Here is a 25647-nt window from a genome sequence, read left to right as displayed (position 1 = left end):
GGTGCCTTCAGGTGAGGTCGATGGTGCCGGACAGGGTCAGGTTCGGCTGCAGCGCCTCCACGACCATCGCGGTGTCGGCGTGCCAGCCACGCAGTTCCGCGACGGTCGGGGTCAGCTCGTAGCCGTGGTGCCGGATCGCGCGGCTCAGCGCGTGCCACAGCTGGGTGGCGTCGTGCGCCACGTCGGCGTCCACATGGGACGGAAGGCTGATCAGCAGTGCGTGCACCGGCTGGTCGGTGTTCTCCGCGCCGCACGCGCGGGCGACCGAACGTTCCACCGCCGTGCGCAACAGTTCGGCACAGCACCGGATCCGCACGCCGTCGAGCTGGTCGGGACGCGACAGCAGGTTCGCCACGCAGGTCAGCCGGTCCTGCACGTCCGGGGAGAATTTCATCGCTGCAGCCACCCCGCGAGCAGTTCGGTGTCACGGATCAGCACGTCCAGGTCGCCGCCGTCGCCACCGACGCGGCACGCCTGCAGCAGGTCGACCGCCCACGACCCGACGACGTCCTCCAGGTGCGGCAACAACTTCGCCGGTTCCCCGAGGTCGTCGAGCACGGCCAGCGCGATCTTCTGCCTGGTCGTCAACGCGCACTCCAGCACGCGTTCCACCTCGGCGTGCGCCATGCCGCGGCCGAGCCGTTCGCGGCGGAACCGGGCGTGCGACGCGGCTTCCAGGGCCGCCCGGCAGCACGACGCCACCAGCTCGGCCCGCAGTGCCTCCGGCAGGTCCTCGTCACCCCGCATCGCGCGGGCGTCGTTCAGGCAGCGCCCAACGGGATCGTCGGACATCCGCACCCGCACGACGGACTCCTCACCGCGGCAGACCTCCCAGACCGTCGCGGGAAGCCTGAGCCGCCGCAGCGCCTCCACCAGTCGTTCGTCGTGCGTGAAGACCACGACCTGCCGGGTGAGGCCGACGTCCGCGAGCACCTGCGCGAGTCCATCCACTTTGGACGGATCCATCGCCTGCACCGGGTCGTCGATCACCACGAACCGGAACGGGCTTTCGTCCACCATCGCCCGTGGCAGGAACAACGCGAGCCCCAGCGAATGCAGCTCGCCCTGGCTCATCACCGCCAGCGCCGAGTTCGACACGCCGTCCACCGACACGTCCAACTCGACGTTGCGGGTGCCGCCGAGCCGCACCGCGCCCAGGTCGACGTTGCTCTGCTGACGCAACCGCTGCCAGATCCGCTGCGACTCCTTGGCGAACGGCGCGATGCGCTCGGACCGCAACGTCGCCGCGGTCTTGCGGATCCAGTTCTCCGCCTCGGTCACGTCGGCGAGCACCTCGGCGTCCGCAAGCGCTTGCTGAGCCTGGGAATGCCACTCGAACAACGCGAGCGCCATCGGCCGCCACACCAGGTCGCGCCGGTCGATCTGCTCCCGCGCCACGGATTTCAGCTGGTCCACAGCCTGTATGAGGTCTGTATACCGGTCGAACAACTCCTGGCGCAGCCGCACCGGGTCGTCGATCGAGAAGCAGTCCTCCCACGCCTGCCAGGCGTGCATCGCCGCCGTCGTGTCGAGCACGCCCTGCGTCTCCAGCAGGACGTCCGGCATGGGCTGGCACAACGCCCGCGCGGCCGCGACCGCCACGTCCAGCCGGTCCGCGGCCTCGTGCAGCTCCGCGGCGGCCTTGGTGAGGTGCTCGGCACGCTCCTTGGCCTTCGACAGCCACAACCCGTCGAGCCGGCCCAGATCGCACACCGGACACGTCTGGCTGCCGCCGGACTCCTGCAGCTGGATCGCGAGCCTCAGGATCTCGCTGCACCGCAGGGAGTCCTGCGCGTTGTCCGTCGCCAGCACGGTCACCGCGCCGAGCGCCAGGTCGAGGTTCTCGCGGCACCTGTCGATCTCGTCGTCGGGCGGCAGCGACAGGTCGACGATCTGGTGCAGCAGGCCGGTTCCGCTGCCCACGTCCGCACCGAGCGCGAGGTCCGCGATCGCGTCGAGGTCGGGGGAGTCGCTGCCGAGCAGTGCGGCGGCGCGGCGGGCGCGTTCGTCCGGGGACGCCGCCAGCTCCGTGCGCACGCGTTCCCGCCGGTCGTAGGGGCGGGCGACGATCTCGGCGAGGCGTTTGCGGTGCTCAGCGAGCGACTGCTGCGCCTCGGTGATCGCTTCCAAGCCCAAGAGGCTGTGCAACGCCTCGTAGAGGTCCTCCGGCTGTGCGTCGAGGACAGTGCTCAACTCGCTGTAGGGCAGAAATGGCCGGTAGGTCTCCAGCACGTCGTGCCATCTGCGGTCGTCGAACGGCTTGTCGTCCTGCGTCCACTCGCCCTGCGCCAGGTCTTCTTCCGGAGTCCAGCGTCTTCGGATCGTCGTCCGGTCCGCTTGCCCGGCCTGGACGAGCTCCAGCTCGACGAGGGTGTTGTTCTGGTGCAGGTTTCGCCAGCCCTGCCGCCACACGTCGTGCCGCGCACGGGTCCAGCGGGCGTTGTAGCCGGTCAGCGCCAGCTCCGCGGCCTCGGCGAAGCTCGACTTGCCCGAGCCGTTGCGCCCGGTGACGACGGTCAGTCCGGGACCCGGTGCCAGCGGCAGGCGGACCTGGGGACCGATGCCCCGGAAGCCGCGCACACGGATCTCCGACACGAAAATCCCCTGTCCGGGGCCGTCCGTCCTCTCTCGCGGCGTCTCTTCTCGCGTCGGCACGCCGTCGAGCGCGCGTTCCAGCGCTGCTTCGCCTCGGCACGCCGCGAGCACCAGTTCCGCCGCACGTGGGGTGAGATCGTCTTTGGCCAGTCGCCCGGCCATCAGTTCGAGTAACCCGGCTTCACCCGCCACGGTCACATTTCCTCCAGCTGCCACCACTCGATAGGGCGGCAACTTAGGTTCCAAATGAGACCTACTGGTGAGTACTCACACGATCGAGTGGTGTTACATAGGGTGACTGAAGTAGTTCGGGCTCGTTATGGTCCCCACACTTCCACGCCCCGGATGACGAAGTACGCGTCCGGCACGTAGGTGCCGTGCCTGGGGTAGGTGGTGAACTCGGCCTCGGTCGAGCAGTTCTCCCGCTGATAGACGGTGATGTCCCTGCTCAGACGGTTGGCGAACGACCTGCCGACGACGGTCAGCTGGATGCACTCGCCGGGGTTCGCCGTCTCCAGGTCGAGGCGCTGGACGGTGCCCGTGTAGTCCGGTCCCGTCCAGACGCAGAACTCGCCCTTGTCGCAGGTCTTGTCACTCTGTGCAACAGCGATCCCACTGGAGGCAACCGCCCCCGCAGTGATCACCAAGGCGGCGATGAGGCTCTTCGTCGACATGGGCGCACCTCCGTCGAAACGAGTGTGCGTCCGTTTGGGTCAACCGGCCAGACGATCTTGAACGAGCTTTTGCAACGTCATCGCGTCGCGCGGGGCGTAGGCCTTCGCGTCGTTGTCGAAGTAGACGAACACGTCGCCCTGCTTCGCCCAGCCGCGGACCTTCTCGGCCCACATCTCGAGGCCCTCGTCGGTGTAGCCGCTGACGTAGAGCTCGTCGTGGCCGTGCAGCCGGACGTACGCGAAGCCGGTGGTGACCTCTTCGATGAGCGGGTACTTGCCGGCGGCGTCCGCGATCACCAGTGCGATGTCGTGGCGTTTGAGCAGGTCGACGAACTCCGACGTGTTGTAGCTGTCGTGGCGCACTTCGAGGGCGTACCGCATCGGGCGTTCGGCGTCCGTGGTGGTGTGGGCCGGGTCCACGCGGTGGTCGTGCCGTTTGGCGACTTCGACGGCCTCGGTGGTGGTGCGGGGCAGCGCGTCGAAGAAGTTCGCGAGCAGGCCGGCGTCGAACTGCAGCGTGGGCGGGAGCTGCCAGAGGATCGGGCCGAGCTTCGGGCCCAGGGCGAGCACGCCGGACGCGAGGTAGTTCGCGAGGAGCTCGTGGCCGTCCTTGAGGCGCTTCATGTGCGTGATGAAACGGCTGCCTTTGACCGCGAACATGAAGTCCGGTGGCGTTTCCGCCGCCCACTTCTGGTAGCTCGACGGGCGTTGCAGCGAGTAGAAGGAGCCGTTGATCTCGACCGAGCTCAGCTGCTCGCTCAGGTAGGCCAGCTCGCGCTTCTGCGTGACGCCCTTGGGGTAGAACACGCCGCGCCAGGGTGGGTAGACCCATCCCGAAGTGCCGATCCTCACCTCGCCCATTTCGTTATCGTTGCACGATGGACGCCTACCTACAGCGCATCGGTGCCACTCGCTCGTCGTCGTTGGCGGAGCTGCACGAACGGCATCTGCTGAGTGTCCCGTTCGAGAACCTCGACACCCACATGGACACCAGGATCGTGCTGGAGATCCCCTGGCTGTACGACAAGATCGTGGTGCGGCGGCGCGGCGGGTTCTGCTACGAGCTCAACGGGTTGTTCGCGGAGTTGTTGCGGCACTTGGGGTATTCCGTCGAGCTGCTGGCCGCGGGGGTGTTCAACGGCGAGAAGTTCGGGCCGCCGTTCGACCACCTGACGCTGTTGGTGGACGGTGCGTGGCTGGTCGATGTCGGTTTCGGGGCGTTCTCGTTGCACCCGTTGTCGTGGACGTCGCGAGAGGACCAGAAAGACCCGTTCGGCGTGTTCCGGCTGGTCGAGCACGGCGACGACGTGGACGTGCTGATGAACGGCGCGCCCGCGTACCGGATCGAGCGCCGGCCGCGCTCGCTCGCGGAGTTCGTGCCGGCGTGCTGGTGGCAGCAGACAGGGCCGGAGTCGGGTTTCCGCAAGGCTCCCCGGGCGACACTGGCGCGGCTCGACGGGCGGATCACCGTGACGAACGAGAAGGTCGTCGTCACCGAAAACGGCCACAAGACCTCAACTCCCGTCGAGGATCCTGCGGCCGCTTTCCTGGAACATTTCGCCATCAAGTTCGAACAGAGTCACTTCCGGCAGAGCAACGCGTCCGGGGTTCTGCGCCAGTTGTAGGCGACACCGGCGATGTGCTCGTCCTGCGCACACTGGCCCTTGTAGTGCCCGTTGGCCCAGTCGCCGCCCTGATCCGGCCGGTTGTCACCGCGGTCGAACCACAGGACTCGTGAGCTGGAGCCGGTGGCGATCGGCGCGCAGACCAGGGTGAAGTTCGCGTAGCCGACAGCGCCGTTTCCTGGCGGGCACTGGAGTTTCGTGTAGCCGGATGCCCAGTCGCCGGTCACGTGCTGCTCGTTGGTGACCCTGGTGGTGTTGCTCCACTGTGGACCGCTGACGCACAGACCGCGGTTGCCGGTGTGGCTGGTGCCGACGAGCTTCTCGTTCTGCGGACACGATTCCTTGAGCAGCATGTTCCACCGGGTCTCCCGCGGGATCTGCCCGGTACGACTCGGCGCGTTGACGAGCCGGTTCCACGCCGGCGCGCGCCAGTCGTCGCCGTCGTTGACGCTGATGCGGCTCCCGTGGGCGTCCCAGCGCAACAACGCCCAGCTGTTGCCGGTGCGGTTGGCGTGGAAGCCGACCAACGGCCAGTAGGCGAAGTCGGTGTCCTTGGCGATCAGCTGGTCGACGAAGCGCTCGAACCAGGCCTTCGCCTTCTGGTTCGACTCGTCGATGCCGCCGACGCCGAACTCGCTGATCCACAACGGCGCCGTGAAGTGCTTCTGCGCCTCGGTGATGTAGAACGCTTGGCGCTGCAGGACATCGACGTGTTCCTGCGGCGACAGGTCTTGGTAACGCGGGTCGGTCGTCTCGCCGACTCCGGTGGCACCGCTGTGGTTCGGCCCGGTGTAACCGTAGAAGTGGGCCGAGTAAACGAGCTTGTCGGGGTTCGCGAGCGTGTGGCTGAGGTAGCGGACCGGTTCCAGCGTCGGGCGGCCGTGCGCGAAACCGTCGACCGGGATGCCCGTCCAGTTGATGCCCTCGACGATGACGAGCAGGTCCGGCGCGGTCTGCTGGATGCGGTCCGCGGCCTGCTGGGACGCCTTGTGCCAGTCGTGGTCGTTGCCCCAGCCCCAGTTCGGGTCGTCCCAGACGTTGCGTCGCACCTCGTTGTAGAGATCCGCGCCCACGACCCGTTTGTTGGCCTTGTAGCGGTCAGTCATGAACGCCCAGTCGTTGATCCACTGGTCCGTGCTCTGGCTGGTGTTCCACCGCTCGTTGCCGTCGACACCGCAACACCACCGTGACGTCGTGGTGTGGTTGTTGAGGATGACGGCGAGGTTGTTCCTGGTGAGTTCCGCGACGACCGCGTCGTAGATCTCCAGCGGCTTCTTGCCGTTGAGCTGCGCGTCCTTCAGGCCGTTGACCGGGTTGGTGTCCTTGATCATCTGGTTGGAGAACGGCAGCCGGATGCTGTTGACGCCGATTTCCTTGAAGCCGTCGATGATCTGCTGCATCGGCGCGCGGTCGAGGCCCAGCGGGACCTGGTCGGCCTTCTCGCCGGCGTGGTGGTTGGCGGGGTCGTTGATGTCGCCGGAACCGTTCCAGGTGCCGCTCGCACCGTGCCAGTTGCCGGACTTGAGCTTGAAGCGGTCGCCGTGGGCGTCGACGATCCACCGTCCGCGCGTGCTCAACGGGCCGGTCCAGGACTCCGGTTCCGCCTGCGCGGGAGCAACGAGACTCGCGGCCAGGAGCAGGGTGGCCGAGACGTGAGTCACTTTCACGTATGTGAAGTTATCGGCATGTCGAGGCGTTGCGCCAGCCCCTGGGCGTTGCCCGTCGCGGCACCTTTCATGGTGTTGTCGAAGTAGACGTAGGTGTCGCGGTTCCAGTCGAGGATCTTCCGCGCCCACTCGTCGAGTTGCCGGTCGTCGTAGGAGCTGATGTACAGCTCGTCGTGGCCGTGCAGCCGGACGTAGGCGAAGTCGGCGGTGACGGCTTCGATGCACGGGAACGTCGGTGCGTCCGACACGACGTGGGCGACGTTGTGCGCGCGCAGCAGGTCGAGGTAGGCGTCAGTGCGGAACGACTCGTGGCGCGGTTCGAGTGCGTGCCGGCCCGGTGGGAGGGCGGCGAGGAAGTCCTTCAGGACGCTGGGGTTGAACCGCATCGACGGCGGTAGCTGCCAGATGAGAGGGCCCTGTTTCGGGCCTAGGGCGAGCGAGTCGACGAAGGCCTTGAGCGGTTCGTCGATGTGCCGCAAGCGTTTGACGTGGGTGATCAGCTTCGGGCCCTTGACGGCGAAGGTGAAGTCCGGCGGGGTTTCCGCGGCCCATTTGCGGTAGTTGGACGGCGGTTGGAGGCGGTAGAACGAGCTGTTGATCTCGATGGTGGTGACGTGGCCGGCAAGGTGGCTCAGCCAGCGTCGTTGCGGGACGTCGCGGTAGAAGCCGTCGCGCCATTCCGGGTAGCGCCAGCCTGAGGTGCCGATCCTGATCACCTCGTCCGGGTAACCGGGGGAGGCTGTAGCTACTCTGTAGCACTTCTTGGTGGATTGAGCTACAGTGGTGGCATGCAGCAGCTCAAAGCCATCGGGCAGCGTGAGCTCCGCAACGACAACGCGGAGATCATGCGCCGTGTCGAGGCGGGTGAGAGCTTCGTCGTCACCCGCAACAACAAGCCGGTCGCGCAGCTTTCGCCGTACCGGGAAGAGGTCGTGTCGCGGCCGCCGCTCGGGGACGTGCAGGTGCTGTTCGGGACCCTGCCGGCGGTCGACGCGGACCGGTGGGAGGCCGACCGGCTGGCGGCCGACGAGGTCTTCGGCGCGGACGATCCGCTGGAAGACCCGTGGCAGAGCTGAGCTGTCTGCTCGACACCTGTGTGCTGATCAGGCTCGAGCGGGCGAACCTGGGCGCGTACGTCAATGCCCAGCCTTATCTCAGTGCTGTCACCATCGCGGAGCTGGCGTTCGGGATCGACATCGACGACCCGGTCGAGCGCGCTGCCCGCACGGAACGGTATTACGCGGCGCAGCAGACGTTCGAGGTGCTGCCGTTCGGCCTGGAGGAGGCCAAGGTCTACGGGCAGATGGCCTCGCTGGTGCGGCGCGCGGGGCGCAGTCCCCGGCCGCGCCGGATGGACCTGCAGATCGCGGCCACGGCGGCGGTCGCCCGGATTCCGGTGCTGACCATGAACGTCAAGGACTTCAAGGATCTCGACCGGCTCGTGGAGGTCGTGCCGATCCGTCAGGTCTGACCGGCGCCGTGGAAGATGGCCTACGTCCGGTGATCATGCGCTGAGGAACGCCCGGACCCGCTCCAGGTGCTCGATCCCGATGCCCTTGCGCGGGTCGACCGGCACGAGCAGCGTTCCTGGCCGTGCTGCCGCCCACTCCGGATCGTGCCGCTGGAAATCGTCGTCCAGCCAGGCGAACCGCCGGGTGCCTGCCCATTCGGTGATCACCGGAACCTTGCCGTGGTGGGCCGTCGACGTGGTCGGCGCCGCGTCCGCCGAAGTCGATCCACTCGAGCTCGGATCGCGGGACGGGACATCACGGACCGCTGTGCACGAGCGGTGCCCAGAGGTGTGGCCGATCGGGGAACGTGGCTCGAAGTTCCCGCGTGACGGCGTGCAGCACGTTCGGGCTGTGCTCGGCGGAGGGTGTGGCCGGCATGAGCCCGTAGAAGCGTTCGGCGGCGGTGGCCGCGGTGTTGTCGTCGAGCGGCCAGAGGCTTGCGATCACGTGCCGGAATCCGGCCAGCTGGAACGCCGAGGCCAGGTGGATGGACTCGTCGGCGTGACGCCAGCCGGCCTGTCCGGTCGAGCACGCGGACAGGTAGGCGAGCTCTGCCTCGTGCAGTTCGAGGCGGCTGATCCGCGCGATCGGCAGCACGCCGTCGTGCAGGTGGAGCCCGCCTTCCGAAGGGGTGCGGGGGTTTGTGCTCGCGTGGCAGGCGAAGTGCGCCCAGCTCGTGACCGGCAGCTCGGCCAGCACCCGGCTGACCGTGGCCTGGTCGTCGCTGATCAACGTGCCGGGGTGGCGTGACTGCGGACCGGTTGCCTCGGCGACCGTCGCGGGCAGGTCCGGCAGGCCCGGGGTGTGCTGCATCGTTACGACGACCTGACGGCGTGCCGTCGCGGGTGCGCGGTCCCGTGAGTTCGCGAGCGTGCGCAGAGTCGGTGTGTACGAGGAGATCACGCGGTCCAGCGCTCCCGGTCCTCCCGGTGGGGTGGCGGCGTGCAGGGGGAGGATGCCGAGCCTGCCGGTCGGCATCTACCAGACGCGACGGACCGGGGTGCCGGCGGGGGCGACGACGTCCAGCACCGGTCCCACGGCCGCGTCCCACAGCCAGGTGAGGAGTTCTGACACGACCCGTTGCCGCCGCAGCTCACCCGCGAACGCGCTGGGGTCGTTGATGGCGTCAGACAGGTCGGTCGCCCACGACGCGACGTCGGCCGCGGTCAGGCGTGGCAGCGGCACGTGCACGGGCCGGTCGTCCGCGATGACGACGGCGTCGCCGTGCCCGCGGCCGGCGTTGAGGAGCACCACTACTCCTTCCCGCGGCCGCAGTTCCTCCCACGTGCGCGGCAGCAGGAACCGGTCCTGTCCCGGATGCCGCCGGATGTCGGCCAGCCGCGCGTCGTACTCCTTCCAGAGCCGCGCGCGGCGTTCGACCACGTCCGGTCCCAGGTCGAGGGCGTTGAGCTGGTCCCGCACCTCGCGGAACCGCCGGGCCAGGTCCGGGTGAGCGGCGGCGAGGTCGGTCAGGTCGGTGCGGCTGTCCAGCTGCGCGCCGAGCAGAACGCCCCGGCTGTGCTCGGCCACCTGGAGCGCTCCGGCGGGGTCGCCCAGTGCGCAGTGCGCGCCGATCGCCTCACCCACCAGGCCGATTCGCCCGCCGAGACGGTGTTCCTGGTCGAGGTGCGGCGTCTCGCGGGCGGCGACTGACGGCAGCAGTCGCACGGCGGCGTCCAGCAGACGGCGCGCGGTCTCGTGTTCGCCGAGCGTCTGGGCCAGCCGGCCGGTCGCCCATCCCGCCATGATCTGGCTGCGCGGCGGGGCCGTGCGCAGCGCCTCCACCTCGTTGACCAACGCCGCGAACTCGCTGTGGTCCGGTCGCTGCCCGGCGGCGTTCACCAGGTTCTGCCGTGCGACCGCGAGGCGGTAGATCCGAGCCGCGCGGACCGGGTGGTTCTCCGGCGTCGCGGCGAGGGCCATGACGGCCGTCTCGACCGCTCTGTCCACATCGGACAAAGATCCGGTGTGGCGGAACCGGGCCTGGTGGGCGGCACTCAGGTTCGACAGGCAGGCCGCGCGCTGAGGATGGTCCTGAGGTGCCGTGCTCACCGCCTGCTGGGCGAATTCCACGGCCGAGGTGACGTCGGCGGAGGAACGGGTCTGCTCGAAGCGTTCCAGGAACATCAGCGAGAGGTTGCTCAGGCGTTGCACCAGGTCGGCGTGACCGGCGGGGGTGGCCGCGATCGCGCGCTCGGCCGTGGCGACGGCGGTGTCCAGATCGGGCACCGAGGACGTCCGTCTACCCCGCTCCAGGTAGGCGTTCCCGACATTGCTCAGGAAACCGGCCATCCGGCGGTGATCGTCCGGCGTGGCCGCCACGGCGCGTTCGAAGAACTCGATCGCGCGGTCCAGGTCGGACAGGCCACCGAGGGCGGCATGCCGCTCGAGGTAGGCGGATGCCACGTTGTTCAGCCGCAGGCCGCGGTCGGGATGGTCGGCAGGCGTGGCCGCGACGGCCGACCGTCCGTTCTCGACAGCGAGGTCGAGGTCGGCGAGACGGCCGGTGCGCAGGTGCCGGGCCTGGTAGGCGAGCCCCAGGCTGGACAGCGTCAGTCCGCGCTCCGGGTGGTCGGCGGGGGTGAGTGCAACCGCCCATTCCTTGTGCACGACAGCTTGCTCGATGTCGCTCAGCTCACCGGTGCGGTCGAACCGGAAGTGGTGGGCCAGCCCGAGATTCGCTGCGGCCGTGGCCAGCACGGGGTGGCCGTCCGGCGCGGCGGCCACCGCCCGCCGGCCGGTCTCGACCGCTCGATCGGCGTCGGCGAGGTCGCCGGTGCGTTCGTGCCGCAGGCTGTACGCGCTGGAGAGACCGGTCAGCCGGATCGCCAGTTCGGGGTGTCCGTCCGGGGTCGCGGCGACGGCCCGTTCCTTGAGGCTGACGGCCAGGTCGAGGTCGGCGGGCCGGCCGGTGCGGTCGAATCTCGCCTGGTAGCTGATGCCGAGGTTGGTGAGCCAGGTCGCGGTCCGGGGAGAGTCACCGGCGAGGGCGACCGCCCGCTCTCCCGCCTCGATGGCCCGGTCGAGGTCGGTCAGCAGCCCGATGCGCTCGAACCTCGACAGGCGGGCCTGGCCGAGGTTGGACCAGCGTGCCGCGAGGCCGGTGAGCTGGTCCGGGTTGGTGACCATCGACCGTTCGAGGTGCTCGATCGCCTGGTCGAGGTCGGTGAGCAGGCCGGTGCGTTCGTACCGGGAGAGGCAGGCCGTCCCCGCCGTGCTCATGAACAACGCCACGTGCGGGTTGTCCGCGCCCTCCGCGATAGCCCGCTGCGCGGCGTCGATGGCCAGTTCGAGGTCGGCGAGATCGCCGGTGCGTTCGAACCGGGAGTGGAAGGCCGCGCCCAGGTTGCCGAGGAACAGCACGCGGTTGGGGTCCGCGTCACCCGTGGCGACCGCCTGCCGCAGGGCCTCGATGGCGTGACCGAGGTCAGCCGGGTCGCCGGTGTGCCCGAACCGGGTCCAGCTCGCCACGCCCAAGTTGCCGAGGAACGTGCTGGTGTGCGGGCCGCCGGACCCTGCGGCCAGTGCCGCGCGAAGGCGCTCTGCGGCCCGGTCGAGGTCCACCACCTGCCCGGTCATCTCGAACCGCGCCAGGTACGCCGCGCCGATGTTGCCCTGGAACAGCGCGTGATTCGGTCCGCCGGGGACTCTCACGCTCTGATCCAGCCAGCTGATCGCCTGGTCCAGGTCGGCTACCTGGCCGCTGAGACCGAACCTCGTCTGGAAGTAGGTGCCCAGGTTGCCCAGGAAGGTCGCGTGATCGGGATGCCCGGTACCTCCGGCGGCCAGTGCCCTGCGCGCGATGCCGATGGCCAGGTCCACGTCGTCCAGTTGCCCGGTCTGTTGCGCGCGGGTCCAGAGCGTGAGCCCTGTGTCGGACAGTGAGAGCGCTTGGTCGGATCCCGGAACCACAATCTGACAGTATCGCTGGTGTGGATGTTGAACGGGCGGCTTTGACAAGCCTGTGCGGTGAAGTCGACGCGCTGCGCGAAGAAGCGCGGCGGCACTCGGCCGACCGAGAGCAGTTGCTGGACCGGATTCTGGCCGAGGCCAGAGACCGGCGGCCTGTGCTCGGCCTGCTCAGCCGGCTGCTCGGTGCCGACACCGACACGACGTTGCGCGCGCTGGGCGCGGGGCTGCCGGGGATGGGCCCCGGTCGCGCGAGTGAAGAGCGGTTCAGCTGTCCGGACGGTGCCTGTGACCGGACCGAGGTGCCGCCGCCGGCAGGCGCCCTGCCGCGGTGCCGGGTGACCGGCCACCCCATGCGACCGGTGTAGCCACGATGGGCGGTTTCTTCCAGGAGCTGGCCAAGGTGCTGGCCCAGCGATGGCTCAGCCTGCTCGCGTTGCCGGGCGCGTTCTTCATCGCGGCCGCCTGGCCCGCGGTCGTCCTCGGGCACTCGAGGGCGTGGGACCACGCGCTGCTGGTTCAGCGCGTCAACGCCGCGACCACCACGTTGACGAAGCTCCCCGCCGGTGTGCTGGTGCTCGGTGTGGTGGCGTTCCTCGCCGCCGCCGCGGGGGTCGGCTTCGTCGTCCAGGCCCTCGCCGGCCTGACCAGGCGGCTGTGGCTCGGCCAGTGGCCGCACTGGCTCGCGGCCCCGCTGGTCCGCCGCCGTCGCGCGCGGTGGCACCGGCTAGTGGCGAAACGCCGGCGGCTCGAGGAGGACAGCCGGGAACCGCGCGCACAGGCGGACCACGACCGCATCGACGCCGCCGCGGACCGGGTGAACCGGATGGCCATGGCCGAGCCGGGCAGGCCCACCTGGATGGGTGACCGCGTGCACGCCGTCGAATCGGTCGCGTTGCACCGCAGCGGACTCGACCTGACGTTCGGATGGCCACGACTCTGGCTGCTCCTGCCGGAGACCACGCGAACCGAGCTCGGCAACGCGCATGCCGCTTTCGCCGCGGCGGTGGCCACCGGTACCTGGGCCGTGCCGTACCTGCTGCTCGGGATCTTGTGGTGGCCCGCAGCGCTGATGGCCGTCGCGGCCGGCCTGACCGGCTGGGCGCGCGCCCGGTCCGCGATCACCGACCTGTCCTCGCTTGCGGAAGCCGCCGTCGACCTGCACGGACGTGAGCTCGCCGCCGCGCTGGGCGTCGTCGACCAGGAGGGCACCGGCCCGCTGACGGTCGCTGAGGGTGAGCGGGCGACGAACCTGATGAGGAAGGGCCGGTAGCGGCGTCCGGCGCGAAGATGACCGGATCGAGACATCGAGACGGCTAATGATCCCGGCTCAGATGGCGATACGGGACACATGACTCTCACGGAGATCGCGGCCTGGGGCACGGCAGACCACGTGCGGGCCGCACTCGAACGTCAGCTCGAAGGCGCGCTGGTGGAGGTCCCCGAGGACGACGACTCACCGCGCCGGGCGTTCAGCGAGGCGTTGCGCAGGTCGTTGATGCTGCGTCAGAAGCACCCGTTCGACATCGTCGCGATCGGCCTGCCGGACCTGCTGCGCTACCGGGACCTGGTGGCGGGCTCCGAGGTGACGCTGCGGGCCACGAACATCGACGCCTACTTCATCCGCAAGGACGGCAGCGCGGAGCAGTACCAGCCGGAGATCGACGGCCAGTAACCCCGACCGTGTGAACCGATTCGATGGCGAACCGATCCACCGCCCGCTATGACCGAACGCGGGGGGGACGACATGCCAGAGCCTCGATGGGACACGCTGTTCGACGGCGACCCCGCACAGGTCGAACGAGGTGTCGACCAGTGGGTGGAGGGTCTGCGGCAACGCGCGGACCGCTTGCAGGAGCTGAAATCCCAGGTCGACCGGATCCAGGTGACGGAGACCAGCCAGAACGGCGCCGTCGCGGTGACGGTCGACGCCACCGGCAAGCCGGTCGACATCCGGTTCGGTGACCGTGCGGCCAACGTGCCGCCGAGCGAGCTCGGACCGCTGGTCATGGGGTGTGTCAGGACCGCCCAGTCGCGTATCGCCCAGCAGGTCCGGGAGGCGACGACGGCCGCGGTCGGTGACGACTCGTACATCAGGCCGGGGTGGTGACCGGTGGGTGGCTTCGATGTTCTGCCCACTGAACTGCGGTCGCACGCGAGCAAGCTCGACGGGCTCGCGGAACGACTCGGCCAGGCCCTGTACGCCGCGCGGTACGTGAGCATGGACGACGCCGCGTACGGCAAGATCTGCGCCTTCCTGCCGCCGTTGATCAGGGGCATCGAGCAGGAGGCCTACGACGCGCTCGCCGCGGGCAACAACGGCGTCACCGAGATCGCGACCAACATCCGGCACACCGCGGACGAATACGAACGCCGCGACGACGACAACGCGGTGAGGTTCGGGGGGCCTGCGGTGACCAACCCGCTGATCGCCCCGGAAGAAGACAGCACCACCTGGCACACCGGGATCGGCATCGCGGACTCCGCGGCGGATCTCAAGGCCGGCATCGAAAGCGGCAACTGGGTCGACATCGGGCTCGGTGTCGCAGGGGTCGCGCTCGAGGGGCTCAGCATCTACGTCGACCCGCTGGGGTCGCTGGCCTCGGCCGGAGCGTCCTGGCTGATCGAGCACGTGAAGCCGTTGTCGGACGCGCTGGACTGGCTCGCGGGCAACGCGGATCTGGTCGGCGCGCACGGCAGGACGTGGCACAACGTCGCGAAGGTCGTGGGTGACGTCCACGACGACTACACCCGGGACGTCGCCGCGGACACCGCGGGCTGGCAGGGTGCCGCCGGCGACGCGTACCGGGCGGCCGCGGCCAAGACCGCCGACGTGCTCAAGGGCGCGTCCAGTGCGGCCGACGGGTTCGGGTCGGCCGTCGAGATGGCGGGGACCGTCGTGGGGGTCGTGCGGGAGTTCGTCCGCGACCTGGTGGCGGATCTGGTCGGGCGGCTGATCGTGTAGGCGGGCGAGCTGGCGTTCACGGCGGGACTCGCGGCTCCGGTGGTCGCCGCGCAGGCCGCCTCCGCGGTCGCCGGGTGGGGCGCGAAGATCGGCGACATCTTCAAACGCGTCCGCAAGGTGATGGACGACCTCAAGAAGCCGGCCCGCAGGGGAGACGAGGCGCCCGTACCCGGCCAGACCGGTGGTGCCCGGCCCAAGAACGACGGCTCGCTGAAGTCCTACGAGCGGACCGAGCGATGGTCGGACGACGCCTACCCGTCGATCAGGGGATCGGACGACGTCGGTGACGTCGCGCGCAACGTCAGCGACGTGCCGCGGGTGGACGGCAGCCGCGGCTTCACTGCGCCGGGCGGCAACGGGGCAACGAAGACTTCAGCAAGCCGTGGAGGTAGTACCGGATGGCCATGCTCGTGTACCTGCACAAGGAAGAGGAGACGCAGACCGCGGTCCGCTACCGGTTCCACACCGACGGCGGCACGGTGCGCTACCTCGTGCTGGACAAGCAGGCGGAGACGATTCTGCCCGATGACGGCAACACCGACGGGGTCTTCCGCGCGGCCGCCGGCAAGCTCGCCAAGGCGTGGATCAGCGGCCAGCCCCGGAAAAGCTGATCTACCAGGCCTGAGAACACAGGAAAGCCCCGGCTCCGTCGAGAGAGCCGGGGCTTTGCCATGTGCGACCTAGGCGGGCACGGACGCCACACCAGGCGCCAGGAAACGCTTGCCCGTCACCTTCTCCGAGATGCCGGTGCGGTCCAGGTACGGCGTGATGCCGCCCAGCCAGAACGGCCACCCGGCGCCCAGGATCATGCACAGGTCGATGTCCTGCGCCTCCGCGACCACGCCCTCGTCGAGCATGATCCGGATCTCCTCGGCCAACGCCTCCAGCGCGCGCGTCTTGACCTCTTCACCGGTCAGGGGCGAGGAGCCGAACTCCCACAGCGCCTGGACCTCGGGGTCGACACTCTGCGCACCGGTGGAGTCCCACTGCCAGACAGCGCCCTTGCCGGCGGCGACGAACTTCTTCATGTTCTCCGATACCGAGAAGCGGTCGGGGAACGCGCCGTGCATCGTCTCCGACACGTGCAGCGCGACGGCGGAACCGACCAGCTGCAGCAGGATCATCGGCGACATCGGCAGGCCGAGCGGCTCGGTGGCCTTGTCGGCGACCTCGAAGGAGGTGCCCTCGTCGACCGACTTGATGACCTCGCCCATGAAGCGGGTCAGCAGGCGGTTCACGACGAACGCGGGCGCGTCCTTCACGAGCACCGAGGACTTCTTGAGCTGCTTGCCGATCGAGAACGCCGTGGCGAGCGTGGCGTCGTCGGTCTGCTCGGCGCGCACGATCTCCAGCAGCGGCATGACCGCGACCGGGTTGAAGAAGTGGAAGCCGACGACCCGCTCGGGGTGCTTGAGCTTCGACGCCATGTCCGTGATGGACAGCGACGAGGTGTTCGTGGCGAGGATGGCCTCGGGGGAGACGTGCTCCTCGACCTCGGCGAACACCTGCTGCTTCACGGCGAGGTCCTCGAACACGGCCTCGATCACGAAGTCGGCGTCGGAGAACGCGGACTTGTCCAGCGAACCGGACACCAGCGCCTTGAGGCGGTTGGCCTCGTCCGGCGAGATGCGCTTCTTGCCCGCCAGCTTGTCGATCTCGCTGTGGACGTAGCCGACGCCCTTGTCCACGCGCGCCTGGTCGATGTCGGTCAGCACGACCGGCACGTGCAGGCGGCGGATGAACAGCAGCGCCATCTGCGAGGCCATCAGGCCCGCACCGACGACGCCGACCTTGGTGACCTTGCGCGCCAACGACTTGTCGGGCGCACCGGCCGGGCGCTTCGCGCGCTTCTGCACCAGGTTGAACGAGTACAGGCCCGCGCGCAGCTCGTCGCTCATCACGAGGTCCGCGAGGCCCTCGGTCTCGGCGGCGTAGCCCTTGTCCAGGTCGTTCTCGCGCGCCAGTTCCAGCAGCGCCAACGCCTTCTCCGCACCGGGAGCGGCACCCTTCGTCTTGCCGGCGACGATCGCCTTGGCGCGCGCGACGGCGGCGTCCCACGCCTCGCCGCGGTCGATCTCCTTGCGCGGCACGGTGATCTCACCGCGCACGACACCGGACAGCCACAGCAGCGACTGCTCCAGGTAGTCGGCGGAGTCGAACAGCACGTCCGTGATGCCCAGCTTCAGCGCGTCGGCCGGCTTGAGCATCTTGTTCTGGTTCAACGCGTTCTCGAAGATCACCGTCACGGCGTCGTCGGCGCCGATCAGGTTCGGCAGCAGCTGCGTGCCGCCCCAGCCGGGGAACAGGCCCAGGAACACCTCGGGCAGCGCGATCGCGGCCGCGTTCGACGCCAGCGTGCGGTAGTGGCACGACAGCGCGAGCTCGAGCCCGCCACCCATGACCGCGCCGTTGACGAAGGCGAAGGTCGGGATGTCCGAGTCGGTGAACTTCTTGAAGACCTCGTGGCCCAGCTTGCCGATCGTGAGGCCCTGCGAGCGGTCCGTCGCCTGCTCGACGGCGGACAGGTCCGCGCCGACGGCGAAGATGAACGGCTTGCCGGTCACCGCGATGGCGGCGGGCGAGGCCGCGTAGGCCTCGTCGAACGCAGCACCGAGCGACACCAGCGACTGCGGGCCGAACGTCGACGGACGGGTGTGGTCCAGGCCGTTGTCGATCGTGATGAACGCGACCGGCTTGTCCAAGCCAGGCACGGAGATCAGACGCGTCTTGGCAACCGTGACGACCTCGTCGGGGAAGATCGCCTTTGCTTCCTCAGCGGTGATGGTCACTTGCCACTCCAGTTCGGGTTCTCCCAGATGACGGTCCCGCCCATGCCGATGCCGATGCACATGGTGGTGAGGCCGTAGCGCACGTCCGGACGCTCGGCGAACTGACGCGACAGCTGCGTCATGAGGCGCACACCCGAAGACGCCAGCGGGTGGCCGGTCGCGATCGCGCCGCCCCACTGGTTCACGCGGGGGTCGTCGTCGGCGATGCCGAAGTGGTCGAGGAACGCGAGCACCTGGATGGCGAACGCCTCGTTGACCTCGAACAGGCCGATGTCCTCAATGGACAGACCGGCGCGCTGGAGGGCCTTCTCGGTGGCGGGCACCGGGCCGATGCCCATGACCTCGGGCTCGACACCCAGGAACGAGTAGCCGACCATCCGCATGCCGACGGGCAGGCCGAGCTCGCGCGCGGTCTCCTCCTCGGCGAGGATGCAGCCGGTCGCGCCGTCGTTCAGACCGGCCGCGTTGCCCGCGGTGATCCGGCCGTGCGGGCGGAACGGCGTCTTGAGCTTCGCCAGGTCGTCGACCGTGGTGCCCGGACGCGGCGGCTCGTCCGCCGTCGCGAGGCCCCAGCCGTTCTCCGCGGAGCGGGTCGCGACGGGCACGAGCTCCGGCCCGATCTTGCCGTTCTTGATCGCGTCGGCGTACTTGGCCTGCGAAGCGGCCGCGTACGCGTCGGTGCGGTCCTTGGTGATGTGCGGGAACCGGTCGTGCAGGTTCTCCGCGGTCTGGCCCATCACGAGCGCGCTGGTGTCGACGATCTTGTCCGACAGGAAGCGCGGGTTCGGGTCGACGCCCTCGCCCATCGGGTGGCGGCCCATGTGCTCGACGCCGCCGGCGATGGCGATGTCGTACGCGCCGAACGCGATGCCGCTCGCGGCGGTGGTCACGGCGGTCATCGCGCCCGCGCACATGCGGTCGATCGAGTAACCGGGGACCGACTTCGGCAGGCCCGCGAGCAACGCCGCCGTGCGACCGAGCGTGAGGCCCTGGTCGCCGATCTGCGTGGTCGCCGCGATGGCGACCTCGTCGACGCGCTCCGGCGGCAGCTCGGGATGCCTGCGCAGCAGCTCACGGATGACCTTCACGATGAGGTCGTCGGCACGTGTCTCGGCGAAAATGCCCTTGGGACCGGCCTTGCCGAACGGCGTACGGACACCGTCGACGAAGACCACGTTCCGAACGCGTGCCGGCGCTGCTGGTGCGGCCACGGCGTCTCCTCCACTTGTGGTGACAACTCTGTCCACTCCGGCAGGGGGTGCGCGACATCCCTACCGGTCGGTAACGCCAACTCTAACCCTAGTTACTGGTGAGTAACCACAGTGGCACCCCTGTTCGTTGTGTCACACACCTTGCGCACGATCAGGAACAGCGGCAACCCGACCGGCGCCAGCAGGATCGTGATCACCAGAACGGGTGCCATCACCAGCGGGTGGACGTCGAGACGGCGGCCTTCCAGGTACATCCAGCGCCCGACGAACAGGTCCCACGCGATCATGTGCGCCCACACCAGTGCCGCACCGGTGGGCGTGCTCATGAACTCGGCCAGCGGGCCCAGTTCGGGACGCGTGACCAGCGGAATCAGCTCCGGCAGCACCGGGATCATCAGCACGATGTAGATCACGACAGGCGGCAGGACGATCAGGTACGACTCGGCGATCTTCCTGGTCCACGACCACTTCGGCGCGAAGATCATGAGCAGCCAGAACGGCGCGATCAGCAGGAACGTCAGGTCGAACAGGGTGTCGGTCATGCGTGCACGAGCTCCTTCTTCGGTTCGCGCGCCCACACCACACCCAGTGCGGTCGCGACGACGATCCCGGCGAGCGCGAGCAGTGTCGTGCCATCGGGCTGGACCAGGGACTGACCGCGCAGCGCCTGCCAGGTCACGAGCAGGAAGATCCCCAGGAACGAGCCGCTCAGGACCCAGGCGAGCTTCGTGGTGGCGCGACTGCCGAGCAGCGCGATGAGCAGGGGCAACACCTGCAGGGCGTGCATGCCCACGAAGTGCCCGACCCGCAGGTCGCCGTGTTCGGTGCTCCACCCGGTGATCGCCATGTACGCGCCGCCGTCGGCCGCGCCGATCGTGTGCGAGCCGAGGGTGCCGCCGTCGAGGGCCTGGCCGGGCTTCGGCTGCGTCATCAGGAACCCGACGCCGAGTCCGAGGAACGAGATGACGAGCCCGAGCCGGATCGCCCACGACAGGGCCTGGTTCTCGATCTTCGTGCGCCACAGCATGATCGCGACGATCGCGTGGGTGACCCACAGCACGACGATCGTCGCGCCCATGATCGAGAACAACGCCCCGTCGAGCGGCGTCTCGAAGTTGAAGTGACTGCGCTTGCCGCGCAGGACCTGGCCGACGATGACGACCATCTCCATCGTTCCGGCCGTCGCCAGCACGGTGCCGGTCCACCAGCCGAGGCGCTGGAACCTCTTCAGGTACGTGAGCAGCCACGCCAGCGTGAACGCGTAGAGCGCCAGCGACACGGCGAACTTGAACGGCTTGAGCCAGATCGGCGAGTTGACCAGCGTCCGGTCGTCGATCAGGAGCCCGAGGAGCGCGATCGGGATCAGGACCACCATCAGCCCGCCGAAGACGACTAATGGCCGGTGCCACGTGCGAAGCATCTCTATACCCCCTGAATGGATAGCGGCACTCTCTACTATCCGGAAGCTACACTATCCATATGCGTGTTGGCGAGCTTTCGAAGAGAAGCGGCGTTCCCGTGCCGACGATCAAGTACTACCTGCGCGAGGGACTGCTGCCCGCCGGCGTGCTGACCAGCCCGAACCAGGCCCACTACGACGACGAGCACCTGCGCCGGCTCCGGCTCGTCCGTGCTCTTGTGGACGTCGGTGGCCTCTCCATCGCGTCGGTGCGCGAGGTCCTCGCCGCCATCGACACCCGCGAGTCGTTGCACAAGAAGCTCGGCGCCGTGCAGGAGGCGATCAGCCAGCCGGGCACGGCCGAGCTCGACCCGCTCGCGGTCGAGGACGTCCAGGCCTTCTTCGCGCGGCAGGGTGAGGCCGAGTGCGCCGACGTCACCGAGAGCAACGTGACCCACATGCTCGCGGCCGCCCTGTCCGCGGCCCGCTCGGTCGGCCACGACCACTTCCGCGACCTGCTCGACCCGTACCTGGAGGGGCTGAAGATCATCGCTCAGGCCGACGTCGACTACATCGCGAGGCAGAGGTCCCGTGACGACGTCATCGAGGCGATGATCATCGGCACCCTCATCGGCGACACCGTGCTCAAGGCGGTCCGGCGGCTCGCGCACGTCCAGGTGTCGCGCGACGTGATCGGCGACGGACCCGCCGACCTGTCGTCCTGAACTGAAAGACCGGGCGTCCTGCCGGACATGTCCCGAGGTGGAGCAGGTGGACGTGGAACCGCGCCAGACGGGCTTCGAGGCCGTCGCGCAGGAGCTGATCGAGCCGCTGCGCCGGTACCTGGCCCGGCGGACCGATTCGGCGACCGCTGACGACGTGCTGTCCGAGACGCTGCTGGTCGCCTGGCGGCGCCGTGACGAGATGCCGGCCGAACCGCTGGCCTGGGCTTACGCCGTGGCGCGCAACTGTCTCGCCAACGCCGAGCGCACGCGCCGCAGACAGGACCGGCTGCTCGTGCGGATCTGGCAGCTGGCCAGACCGCCCGAACACGCCCCGGCGCGCGACGACCCGGATCCGGCGCTGGCCGGTGCGCTCGCCCGCTTGTCCTCAGCGGACGCCGAGCTGGTGCGGCTCTGGGCGTGGGAGGAGCTGGGTCCGGCCGAGATCGCCCAGGTCGTCGGGATGAGCGCCAACGCGGTCAGCATCCGGTTGCACCGCGCCCGCAAGAAGATGAAGGCGATGCTGGACGAGGAAGGAGAGCGGCCATGAGCGGGGACGACCTGCGCGAGAGGATGCGCCGCGCCGATCCGGCGGCGTCGTTGCGTCCGTTGCCGGAGGAGGAAGCGCAGCGGCTGGTGGCCGGTGCCAAGCTCGATTTCCCTTCCACACCAAGGTTTGCGACGGCGCGGAGGTTGCCGGTGTTGGTCGGCGCGGCGGCCGCGATCGCGGTGGTCGCCGGAGTTCTCGTGCTGGCGAACGGTGGTTCCGAGCAGAAGACGGGCCCGACCGTCGCGCTGCCGCCGTCGACCCTGCCTGGTCTCGCGACGGGTTCCGGTGCGCCGGACGGCAGTGGCGGACGGCCGACGGTCACCGCGCGGCCGCAGCCCAGCGCCGGCACGTCGCCGGTGATCCCGCCGCCGGTCAGCCCCAGTTCGTCGGAGGGGCGCAAGACCACGGTCGCGGTGCTGACGGAGACCCCGGCGGATCCCGAAGTTCGTTGCCGCAAACCGGAAGCCGCGGTTCTCGCGGAGAGCGCGCAGATGGCGTTCGAGGCCACCGTGCTGCGGATCGAGGGCAACGTCGTGACGCTGCAGGTGCACCGGGCCTGGATCGGCGAGGCTGATCTTGTGGAGGTTCGGAACACCACCGCGGCACCGGTGCTGGCGGGGTTCGAGCCCGAGGTCGGCCGGAAGTACTTGGTGGCGGCGTCCGACGCGCAGGTGATGGGGTGCGGCTACAGCGGTCTCGACGAGCCGGAGCTGCGAGCGGTCTACGACGAGGCGTTCCCGAAGCGCTGAAACGAGAACGGGCCCGGCCGGAGCCGGGCCCGTCGCGCTACTTCGTCAGGTAGGCGTTGAGCACGGTCTGGGTGACCGAGTCACCGCCCTTGCCCACCATCGTGGCCCGCAACGACACGCTGCCGCCCTTGGCCGGGTTGACGACGAACATCGAGTCGCCGACGACCCACGCCTGCTGCCAGGTAGCGCCCCTGTCGTAGGACACCTGCGTGGTCAGCGACCTGGCTTTGCCTTGCAGCGTCAGCGGAATCCGCTGGAACCGGTGCGCGGGCAGGGTTCCGTCGAGGGCGATCTCCGGCGTGAACCGGACCATCGACAACGGAATCTGCGCCACGCCGTCGGTCCTGGCCGAGTCGAAGCCCCACGTCGTGGTGATCGACGTGCTGATCGCCGCGACGCCAGAACGGTTCGCCGTGGTGGTCAGCTCGTACCGGCCGGGTGCCTCGGGCATGGAGAAGAACGTCTCCAGGTCCAGCGGCCGGTCGGTCGAGTCGATCACCTTGCCGTTCTGCTTCAGCACCGTCGATCCCGAGTCCACCGTCGAACCGCCGGGGCGGCCTTGGCCGTCGGTGAAGAACGGCAGGCTGCCGAACAGGATGTCACCGTCGCGGTACAGGCCGACGCGGCGTTCGTTCGTCAGCGCGGGACCGAAAACGCCGGTGTTGAACGTCTTCCGGTAGGTGCGTCCCGGTTTGAACTGTTCTTCCGCGCCTTGCCAGTACGCCTGGGTCGTGTCGCCGTTGTCCTGCTCGAAGCGGAATCCCCAGGTGTGCGTAGGCGAGTACAGGTGCAGCTTCCGGGTGTGCGGCAGGGCGTATCCGAAGGCGACGCCGAACACCGGGTTCTCACCGACGGCGGCTTCGGCGTGCAGGAAGCCCGTGCGTCCCGCGGCGGTGGTGCCGGCCGAGGCCTCGACGGTCACGAGGTCCTTGGCCTTCAGGTGCTTGCGGTTGCCGGTCCAGAACTTGGTGAGCGTCGTGGACTGGTCGACGACGTGGAACTCGTTCTGGTCGGCGCCGGTGTAGGACGCGACGACCAGTTCGTTCATCTCACCGGACTTGCCCTCCGGGCCGACGTGCGCGGTGTTGAGGACGGTGAGCGGCAGGCCCAGCAGGCCGAAGCCGTACTCCATCGACGGCACCTTGTGGCCGACCCTGATGTACGAGTGCCGCTCGGTCGGGTTGCCCGGCAGCGTGATGTCGACGGGCTTGGCCTGACGGGCGTCCAGCGTGATCGTCATGTCGCCGGTGATCTCGATGTTGGTGCCGTTGAACCAGTTGTAGTTCGGGTTCGCCTGCTCGGGGCCGACCCACTGGCGGCCGGTCAGCAGGTAACGACCCTTGGCGACGCGCAGGGTCTCCAGGCCGGTGCCGAGGCCGACGTAGTTGCCCTTCGCTTCGCCGGTGACGCCCTGCAGTTCCGTGCGCCAGTCCGCGGCGGGCTTGCCGTCACGGCCGATCGCCTTGACCGTGACGCTGTACCGCTCGGGTTCGCGGGTCACAGCCGCAGGGGTGACAACAGATTGGCCGCCGCCGCTCGCGTTGATGTACGCGCTGAACGTGCCGGAACCGTCGCCGCCGAGCTTGGTGTCGGCGGTGAGCGTGGTGCTCGCGGTGCCGTGCGCGGGGACGGTCAGCTTGGTGGTCCCGAGCGTGAAGAACCCTTGCGGTGCCGTGGTGCCCAGTGCGAGGTCGAGCGTGACCGGCTGGTCGCTTTCGTTGCGGTAGAGGACATCCCGCTTGATCGCGACGTCGTCGTGGTGCGGCCACAGCGCCGTGCCGAAGGAGATCGAGCCGGACGACACGGTCTGCTTGATCGCCTTGGCGACGTCCGTGCGGCCCGCGCCCTGCTCGAACGGGTTGTGCGCGCCCGGTTTCGCGCTCGCCATCAGCGCGGACTTGATCTGGTCGCCGTTCCAGTCCGGGTGCACCTGGGCGAGGATCGCCGCCGCGCCCGTGACGTGCGGGGTGGCCATCGAGGTGCCGCTGAGCGAGATGTAGCCGTCGGCCGGCCTCGGCTGGGTCTCCCCGAGCCTGCCTGCCGCCGCCGCGCCGATGCCGACGCCGGGGGCGGTGATGTCCGGCTTGATCGCGCCGTCGCCGTTGCGCGGACCGGTGCTCGAGAAGCTCGCGAGCTTGTCGTCGCGGTCCACGGCGCCGACGGTGAGCGCGGCATCCGCGCTGCCGGGCGAGCCGACGGTGTTCGGGCCGAAGTTGCCCGACGCGATGACGAACAGCGTGCCGGTCTCCCGGGAGAGCCTGTTGATCAGGATCTCCATCGGGTCCAGCAACGGGCCGTCCTCGCCGCCGAGGCTCATGTTGACGACGTCCGCCTGCTGCTCGACGGCCCACTCGATGCCCGCGAGGATCCCGGACTCGTAGCCCGATCCGTCGTCGCCGAGCACCTTGCCGTCGAGGATGCGCGCTCCCGGCGCCACGCCCTTGAACTTCCCGCCCGACTTCGCGCCGGTGCCGGCGGCGATGGACGCGACGTGCGTGCCGTGGCCGACGCGGTCCTGGTTGTCGGGGGAGTCGGTGAAGTTCTTCTCCGCGATCTCCTGGGTGGCGAGGTCGGGGTGGGTGTTGTCGACGCCGGTGTCCAGCACGGCGATCTTCACGCCCTTGCCGTCGAAACCTTGCTGCCACGCCTGCGGTGCGCCGATCTGGGCGGTGCTGCGGTCGAGTTCCGCTTTGTACACAGCATCCAGCCAGATGGATGTCTTCGCGGTGCGGCTGGTCGCCAGCGACTTCCACACATTCGCGGCGTCCTGGGCGGTCACCGTGACGGCGTCGACGCCGATGCGGTTGAACGAGCGCGCATTCTGCATACCGGATCCTGCGGACACGAGCAGGCCGAGGCCCTTGCGCTTGGTGTACTCGGGGCGGCTGAGCAGGGCGAGGTCGAACAGGCGCCGGTCGAGCCTGCCCTCGGTGATCATCGCTTCCACGTCGGCGGGGATGGCGTAGAAGTGCGCGCCGTCCTCTCTGGTGGACACCATGATGTGCTCACGACCCGGTGCGGGCTTGAACTCGACCGGCCTGCCCTTGTCGCCGGTGCGGACCTGGTCACCGGTGATCAGGGTGATCCAGTGCCCAGCCTGTTCGGATTGTCCGGATCGGGTGGTCGGCCGAGTGGTGTCGGCCGTGGTCGCGGCGGCGGGGGTGGCGCCGGAGAGCGCGGTGGCCAGCGCGAGGCTGACCACAGCGAGGGGGAGATTTCGTTTCAACGGAGGCCTCTCCTCGGGACGGACTGCTCCTCGGAGGGCATATGTCCGTCAAGAG

Annotated in this window: 26 protein-coding genes; 12 read left to right on the top strand and 14 right to left on the bottom strand. The window is 69.1% G+C overall.

Going from position 1 to position 25647, the window contains the following annotated elements; all coding sequences use genetic code 11:
- Window positions 1–7: 7 nt before the first annotated feature.
- The 4 genes from ACWGE0_RS27150 to ACWGE0_RS27135 form a co-directional block, all read right to left on the bottom strand.
- Complete coding sequence (locus ACWGE0_RS27150; RefSeq protein ID WP_319966925.1) at window positions 8–394, bottom strand: hypothetical protein; 387 nt, start codon at window positions 392–394, stop codon at window positions 8–10.
- Window positions 391–2757 (bottom strand): AAA family ATPase, encoded by a 2367-nt coding sequence (locus ACWGE0_RS27145; RefSeq protein ID WP_452263716.1) that lies wholly within the window; start codon window positions 2755–2757, stop codon window positions 391–393. The genes ACWGE0_RS27150 and ACWGE0_RS27145 overlap by 4 nt, the downstream gene beginning before the upstream one ends.
- 155 nt (window positions 2758–2912) lie before the next feature.
- The gene (locus ACWGE0_RS27140; protein ID WP_452263715.1) at window positions 2913–3269 is read right to left on the bottom strand and encodes a peptidase inhibitor family I36 protein; all 357 of its coding nucleotides are present in this window, start codon (window positions 3267–3269) and stop codon (window positions 2913–2915) included.
- A 39-nt stretch (window positions 3270–3308) separates the two neighbouring features.
- Window positions 3309–4130 carry a DUF72 domain-containing protein gene (locus ACWGE0_RS27135; RefSeq protein WP_452263714.1) on the bottom strand — a complete coding sequence of 274 codons (822 nt, stop codon included), beginning with the start codon at window positions 4128–4130 and terminating at the stop codon, window positions 3309–3311.
- A gap of 17 nt (window positions 4131–4147) precedes the next feature.
- Between ACWGE0_RS27135 and ACWGE0_RS27130 the strand changes: the two genes are divergently transcribed.
- Window positions 4148–4894: an arylamine N-acetyltransferase family protein gene (locus tag ACWGE0_RS27130; RefSeq protein ID WP_452263713.1), complete on the top strand. Its 747-nt coding sequence runs from the start codon at window positions 4148–4150 to the stop codon at window positions 4892–4894.
- Here the strand turns inward: ACWGE0_RS27130 and ACWGE0_RS27125 are convergent.
- Together ACWGE0_RS27125 and ACWGE0_RS27120 are read right to left on the bottom strand one after the other, a co-directional pair.
- The gene (locus tag ACWGE0_RS27125) at window positions 4849–6561 is read right to left on the bottom strand and encodes a glycoside hydrolase family 5 protein (RefSeq protein WP_452263712.1); all 1713 of its coding nucleotides are present in this window, start codon (window positions 6559–6561) and stop codon (window positions 4849–4851) included. The two genes, ACWGE0_RS27130 and ACWGE0_RS27125, sit on opposite strands and share 46 nt — an antisense overlap.
- On the bottom strand, window positions 6558–7277 hold the full coding sequence (locus tag ACWGE0_RS27120; protein WP_452263711.1) for a DUF72 domain-containing protein: 720 nt from the start codon (window positions 7275–7277) through the stop codon (window positions 6558–6560). The genes ACWGE0_RS27125 and ACWGE0_RS27120 overlap by 4 nt, the downstream gene beginning before the upstream one ends.
- 72 nt (window positions 7278–7349) lie before the next feature.
- On the opposite strand from ACWGE0_RS27120, the gene ACWGE0_RS27115 reads away from it, so the two are divergent.
- Window positions 7350–7637, top strand: a complete 288-nt coding sequence (locus ACWGE0_RS27115; RefSeq protein ID WP_452263710.1) for a type II toxin-antitoxin system Phd/YefM family antitoxin — start codon at window positions 7350–7352, stop codon at window positions 7635–7637.
- Window positions 7625–8032, top strand: a complete 408-nt coding sequence (locus ACWGE0_RS27110; protein ID WP_452263709.1) for a PIN domain-containing protein — start codon at window positions 7625–7627, stop codon at window positions 8030–8032. The genes ACWGE0_RS27115 and ACWGE0_RS27110 overlap by 13 nt, the downstream gene beginning before the upstream one ends.
- Before the next feature lie 33 nt (window positions 8033–8065).
- Here the strand turns inward: ACWGE0_RS27110 and ACWGE0_RS27105 are convergent, their stop codons facing one another.
- The 3 genes from ACWGE0_RS27105 to ACWGE0_RS27095 form a co-directional block, all read right to left on the bottom strand.
- On the bottom strand, window positions 8066–8239 hold the full coding sequence (locus ACWGE0_RS27105) for a hypothetical protein (protein ID WP_452263708.1): 174 nt from the start codon (window positions 8237–8239) through the stop codon (window positions 8066–8068).
- Between the two features lie 88 nt (window positions 8240–8327).
- Window positions 8328–9050: a CHAT domain-containing protein gene (locus tag ACWGE0_RS27100; RefSeq protein WP_452263707.1), complete on the bottom strand. Its 723-nt coding sequence runs from the start codon at window positions 9048–9050 to the stop codon at window positions 8328–8330.
- The gene (locus ACWGE0_RS27095; RefSeq protein ID WP_452263706.1) at window positions 9051–11984 is read right to left on the bottom strand and encodes a tetratricopeptide repeat protein; all 2934 of its coding nucleotides are present in this window, start codon (window positions 11982–11984) and stop codon (window positions 9051–9053) included.
- 20 nt (window positions 11985–12004) lie between these two features.
- Between ACWGE0_RS27095 and ACWGE0_RS27090 the strand changes: the two genes are divergently transcribed.
- From ACWGE0_RS27090 to ACWGE0_RS27065, 6 genes are all read left to right on the top strand, one after another.
- Window positions 12005–12349, top strand: a complete 345-nt coding sequence (locus tag ACWGE0_RS27090) for a hypothetical protein (RefSeq protein ID WP_452263705.1) — start codon at window positions 12005–12007, stop codon at window positions 12347–12349.
- A gap of 5 nt (window positions 12350–12354) precedes the next feature.
- Window positions 12355–13254 (top strand): hypothetical protein, encoded by a 900-nt coding sequence (locus ACWGE0_RS27085; RefSeq protein WP_452263704.1) that lies wholly within the window; start codon window positions 12355–12357, stop codon window positions 13252–13254.
- Between the two features lie 78 nt (window positions 13255–13332).
- Complete coding sequence (locus tag ACWGE0_RS27080; RefSeq protein ID WP_452263703.1) at window positions 13333–13656, top strand: hypothetical protein; 324 nt, start codon at window positions 13333–13335, stop codon at window positions 13654–13656.
- A 72-nt stretch (window positions 13657–13728) separates the two neighbouring features.
- The gene (locus ACWGE0_RS27075; RefSeq protein WP_452263702.1) at window positions 13729–14091 is read left to right on the top strand and encodes a YbaB/EbfC family nucleoid-associated protein; all 363 of its coding nucleotides are present in this window, start codon (window positions 13729–13731) and stop codon (window positions 14089–14091) included.
- A gap of 3 nt (window positions 14092–14094) precedes the next feature.
- Window positions 14095–14946, top strand: a complete 852-nt coding sequence (locus ACWGE0_RS27070) for a type VII secretion target (protein WP_452263701.1) — start codon at window positions 14095–14097, stop codon at window positions 14944–14946.
- Window positions 14947–15344: 398 nt separating this feature from the next.
- A complete protein-coding gene (locus tag ACWGE0_RS27065; protein WP_452263700.1) occupies window positions 15345–15557 on the top strand; it encodes a hypothetical protein in 213 nt (70 codons plus the stop codon).
- A 69-nt stretch (window positions 15558–15626) separates the two neighbouring features.
- Here the strand turns inward: ACWGE0_RS27065 and ACWGE0_RS27060 are convergent, their stop codons facing one another.
- The 4 genes from ACWGE0_RS27060 to ACWGE0_RS27045 all read right to left on the bottom strand — a co-directional run bounded on the left by ACWGE0_RS27060 (window position 15627) and on the right by ACWGE0_RS27045 (window position 20366).
- Window positions 15627–17735, bottom strand: a complete 2109-nt coding sequence (locus tag ACWGE0_RS27060; protein WP_452263699.1) for a 3-hydroxyacyl-CoA dehydrogenase NAD-binding domain-containing protein — start codon at window positions 17733–17735, stop codon at window positions 15627–15629.
- The gene (locus ACWGE0_RS27055; protein WP_452263698.1) at window positions 17732–18946 is read right to left on the bottom strand and encodes a thiolase family protein; all 1215 of its coding nucleotides are present in this window, start codon (window positions 18944–18946) and stop codon (window positions 17732–17734) included. Before ACWGE0_RS27055 ends, ACWGE0_RS27060 begins: the two co-directional genes overlap by 4 nt.
- 92 nt (window positions 18947–19038) lie before the next feature.
- Complete coding sequence (locus tag ACWGE0_RS27050; RefSeq protein ID WP_452263697.1) at window positions 19039–19488, bottom strand: ABA4-like family protein; 450 nt, start codon at window positions 19486–19488, stop codon at window positions 19039–19041.
- A complete protein-coding gene (locus ACWGE0_RS27045; RefSeq protein ID WP_452263696.1) occupies window positions 19485–20366 on the bottom strand; it encodes a hypothetical protein in 882 nt (293 codons plus the stop codon). Before ACWGE0_RS27045 ends, ACWGE0_RS27050 begins: the two co-directional genes overlap by 4 nt.
- A gap of 59 nt (window positions 20367–20425) precedes the next feature.
- Here ACWGE0_RS27045 and ACWGE0_RS27040 point away from each other — a divergent pair, with 59 nt between their 5' ends.
- The 3 genes from ACWGE0_RS27040 to ACWGE0_RS27030 are packed head-to-tail and all read left to right on the top strand — an operon-like array spanning window position 20426 to window position 22366.
- Entirely contained in the window at window positions 20426–21070 is a 645-nt protein-coding gene (locus ACWGE0_RS27040; RefSeq protein WP_452263695.1) for a MerR family transcriptional regulator, read from the top strand.
- A gap of 46 nt (window positions 21071–21116) precedes the next feature.
- Complete coding sequence (locus tag ACWGE0_RS27035; RefSeq protein ID WP_452263694.1) at window positions 21117–21617, top strand: RNA polymerase sigma factor; 501 nt, start codon at window positions 21117–21119, stop codon at window positions 21615–21617.
- Window positions 21614–22366, top strand: coding sequence for a hypothetical protein (locus ACWGE0_RS27030; RefSeq protein WP_452263693.1), 753 nt, complete (start codon window positions 21614–21616; stop codon window positions 22364–22366). Before ACWGE0_RS27035 ends, ACWGE0_RS27030 begins: the two co-directional genes overlap by 4 nt.
- 37 nt (window positions 22367–22403) lie before the next feature.
- Here the strand turns inward: ACWGE0_RS27030 and ACWGE0_RS27025 are convergent, their stop codons facing one another.
- Window positions 22404–25592 carry a S8 family serine peptidase gene (locus tag ACWGE0_RS27025; RefSeq protein ID WP_452263692.1) on the bottom strand — a complete coding sequence of 1063 codons (3189 nt, stop codon included), beginning with the start codon at window positions 25590–25592 and terminating at the stop codon, window positions 22404–22406.
- Between the last annotated feature and the right edge of the window lie 55 nt (window positions 25593–25647).

This window comes from Lentzea sp. NPDC054927 (assembly GCF_053610285.1).
Note: the sequence above shows the minus strand (reverse complement) of the source record. Positions and strands in the feature narration are given on the sequence as shown.